This is a genomic window from Burkholderia sp. Se-20378 (assembly GCF_017104665.1).
Taxonomy (GTDB): domain Bacteria; phylum Pseudomonadota; class Gammaproteobacteria; order Burkholderiales; family Burkholderiaceae; genus Burkholderia; species Burkholderia lata.
The window spans coordinates 1-3,617 of the sequence record NZ_JAAGPG010000696.1 but is presented as its reverse complement, the minus strand read 5'-3'; the positions used below and the strand labels follow the sequence as shown (position 1 = coordinate 3,617).

Sequence of the window (3,617 nt, the reverse complement as noted above, 5' to 3'; positions counted from 1 at the left end):
GGCGTGTGCTCGTCCGATCGGCAGCAGGCGGGGCCGGCAGGACGGGCGGCGTGCGCCGGCGGTGGTTGCGTCAGTTGTCAAAGCCGACCTTGTCGACCAGCTGGCTTGCCTGCTTGCGATGCTTCGCGATGTCCGCCAGCGGCAGCGGGTCGATCTTCAGCGTGCCGAAGCTGGCGATCACCGGGTCGAGCTTCACGTTCGCGCGCACCGGGTATTCGTAGTTCGCCTGCGCATACAGCGCCTGCGCTTCCGGCGACACGAGATATTCGAGCAGTTTTACCGCGTTGGCCTTGTGCGGCGCGTGCTTCGCGACCGTTGCGCCGCTGATGTTCACGTGCGTGCCGCCGCTCTTCGCGTTCGCGAACGTCGGGCGCACGACCTTGATCGCGTCGCCCCACTTGCGCGCATCGCTGCCGGCCTCCGCATTCTTCATGTGACCGACGTAGTAGGCGTTCGCGAGGCCGACGTCGCAGATGCCGCCGAGGATGTCGCGCGCGACGTCGCGGTCGCCGCCCGTCGCCTTGCGCGCGAGGTTCGCCTTCACGCCGCGCAGCCACTTCTCGGTCGCCGCTTCGCCATCGTGCGCGATCATCGCCGCGACGAGCGCCGTGTTGTACGGATGCTGGCCCGAGCGGATGCAGACCTTGCCCTTCCATTTCGGATCGGCGAGATCCTCGTAGCGGAACGCATCGACCTTCAGGTCCTTCTCGACGTACAGCACGCGGTCGCGCAGCGACAGCGCGTACCAGTCGCCGTTCGCGCCGCGCAGGTTCGCGGGAATCGCGTCGTCGAGCGCCTTCGAGCGCACCGGCTGCGTGAGCCCGCCGTCGACGAGATCGAGCAGGTTGCCGACGTCGACCGTCATCAGCACGTCGGCCGGCGACTGCGCGCCTTCCGCCTTCACGCGTTCGAGCAGGCCGTCCTTCACGAACACCGTGTTGACCTTGACGCCGCTCTGCTTGGTGAACGCGTCGATGAGCGGCTGGATCAGCTTCGGTTCGCGGGTGGTGTACAGGCTCACTTCCTCGGCCGAGTGGGCCAGCGGCGCGAATGCGGCGGCGGCAAGGGCGAGGGCGCCGGCAAGCGGCAGCAGGCGGGTGCGCGGATTGGACATGAAGACTCCGGAAGGGGCAGGTGGACGAAGGGAGCGTTCCGGGGCGCGCCTGCCGCCCAAGCGACCCGAAACATTACAAAATGAAAGATTCGAGATTCTAGATCGAAATGGGAATGGTTATCAAATGAAAGCTTGCGGCGGGCGGGAGGAGGCGGGGGATGAGGATCGGAAACGGCGCGTCGCAGCGGGCGCGCAAGCGCGTAGAATGCCCGCTTCGATGAATTTGACGGAATCGCCCGACCATGAACGATCAGCGCAAGAAGAACCCTGTCCGCAACGTGAGCATCCTGATCGTCGTGGCCGTGCTGCTCGTGATCGGGACGATCCTGTACAACGCGATTTCGCAGAAGCACGCGTACGACGAGGCCCATCCGGCCGAGGCCGCGAGCGCAGCGTCGCACTGACGTGCCGATGCGCGGCCCGGCGGGCCGCGCACGTAGGGTGCATGCGAAGGGGATGAATCTCCGGCTGTTGGCGCGCCAGACGCTGCGCGGAGCCGGGAGAGAAGCGGGCGCCGGAACCGGCGCGCCGCGTACGCAAGTCAGTCGTGCGTCAACGTGACGCAGGTGCGAACTTCGGGCGGATCCGTGCGTAGAACACGAGCGCGAGCAGCGCGAGCCAGGCCGCGCCGACATACAGCGCGACGCGCGTGTCCTCGAACCAGCCGAGCATCACGATCACGAAGCCCATGAACGCGATCGTCAGTGCCGGCGCGACGGGCCACAACGGCACCTTGAACTTCAGCGCCGCGACTTCGGCGCCCGACAGCCGGCGGCGCATCGCGACCTGCGACAGCAGGATCATCAGCCACACCCACACGGTGGCGAACGTCGCGATCGCCGCGACCATCAGGAACACGTCCTTCGGCATCAGGTAGTTGAGCAGCACGCCGACGAGCAGCGCGACCGCCATCACGAGCACCGTGACCCACGGCACGCCGTGCCGCGACGTCGTCATCAGCACGCGCGGCGCCTGGCCCTGGCGCGCCATCCCGAACATCATCCGGCCCGCGCCGAAGATGTCGCTGTTGATCGCGGAGATCGCCGCGCTGATCACCACCAGGTTGAGGATCGTCGCAGCCGACTTCACGCCGAGCGCCGAGAAGATCTGCACGAACGGGCTGCCTTCGTTGCCGACACCCGTCCACGGGCTGATCGACATCAACACGACCATCGTCAGCACGTAGAACAGCAGGATGCGCGCAGGCACCGCGTTGATCGCGCGCGGAATCACGCGCTCCGGATCCTTCGCCTCGCCGGCGCTCATGCCGATCACCTCGATCCCGCCGTACGCGAAGATCACGACCGACAGCGACGCGATCAGCCCGCCGACGCCGTTCGGCAGGAAGCCGCCGTGGTTCCACAGGTTCGCGAACGTCGGCACGTCGGCCGAGTGGCCGAAGTGCATGCCGGTCAGCAGGATCGCGACGCCGCCGCCGATCATCGCGACGATCGCGCCGACCTTGATGATCGACAGCCAGAACTCGAGCTCGCCGAACACCTTCACGTGGCACAGGTTGAGCCCGCAGATGATCGCGACGACGCCGAGTACCCAGATCCATTGCGGGACATCCGGAAACCAGAAGCCCATGTAGATGCCGAACGCGGTGATGTCGGCGATCGCGACGATCACCATTTCGAGCGTGTAGGTCCAGCCGGTGACGAACCCGGCGAACGGGCCGAGGTTCTCGGTCGCGTAGTGGCCGAACGAGCCGGCGACGGGATCGCGCACGGCCATCTCGCCGAGCGCGCGCATCACCATGTAGACGGCCGCGCCGCCCAGGATGTACGCCAGGATCACGGCCGGGCCCGCGAGCTGGATCGCGGATGCCGAGCCGTAGAACAGGCCCGTGCCGATCGCCGAACCCAGCGCGAGAAAGCGGATGTGCCGCGCGCTCAGGTGGCGCTGCAAGTTTTTCATCGTGTCTCCGATATCGTTATGCGACGGACCGGGCGAGCGGGGCCGGTCCGATTGGCTCAAGTTGTATAGACAACTTAAATGTGAACGAATGATAACAAGCCGGGCCGGGTGACCGGAATCGGGTATTCCCTGACTGGCGCGACGGGCGCAATAGGGGGCGGGGCGGTCGCGCATCGAGCGCGCAGGCCGCGTGGAACGGGCAGGTCATGCTTCGGGGTCGTTGAATCGGGGAGCACCGGGGCCGATCCGCGGCATGCGCGGGCCGGCCACCGGCGGGGTAAAGCCGGGGTCAGGCGGGCAGGCGGATCACGCTCGCATCCTTGCGGATCAGCAGCGACGACGCGAGCATCTGCTTGCACTGGTGCGCGAGCACCTTCAGGTCGTGCGTGAGTTCGGCGCCCACCGCATCGGATTTCTCCGCGGACACGACCATCGCGTCGAGGTCGCGCGTGATCTGCTTCGACGCGTCGAGCTGATCGGCCGGCGGCGGCTCGCCGGCCTCGGCTTTCTCGAGATTGTCGAGCACCGCGGCGAGGCCGCGATGCAGCGCGTCGTCGTGGAGGATGCTGCCGTCGGCCGCGCA

Annotated in this window: 3 protein-coding genes and 1 pseudogene; 1 reads left to right on the top strand and 3 read right to left on the bottom strand. The window is 67.1% G+C overall.

Features of this window, described 5'->3' with window-relative positions:
* Positions 1 to 70: 70 nt before the first annotated feature.
* Entirely contained in the window at positions 71 to 1,114 is a 1,044-nt protein-coding gene (locus G3N93_RS36275; protein WP_206135167.1) for a Fe(3+) ABC transporter substrate-binding protein, read from the bottom strand.
* A 242-nt stretch (positions 1,115 to 1,356) separates the two neighbouring features.
* Here G3N93_RS36275 and G3N93_RS36270 point away from each other — a divergent pair, with 242 nt between their 5' ends.
* Entirely contained in the window at positions 1,357 to 1,518 is a 162-nt protein-coding gene (locus G3N93_RS36270) for a hypothetical protein (protein ID WP_006476417.1), read from the top strand.
* A 148-nt stretch (positions 1,519 to 1,666) separates the two neighbouring features.
* Here the strand turns inward: G3N93_RS36270 and G3N93_RS36265 are convergent, their stop codons facing one another.
* Positions 1,667 to 3,034 carry an amino acid permease gene (locus tag G3N93_RS36265; protein WP_174947896.1) on the bottom strand — a complete coding sequence of 456 codons (1,368 nt, stop codon included), beginning with the start codon at positions 3,032 to 3,034 and terminating at the stop codon, positions 1,667 to 1,669.
* A 289-nt stretch (positions 3,035 to 3,323) separates the two neighbouring features.
* Positions 3,324 to 3,617, bottom strand: a pseudogene (locus tag G3N93_RS36260) (hypothetical protein); the annotation flags it as partial.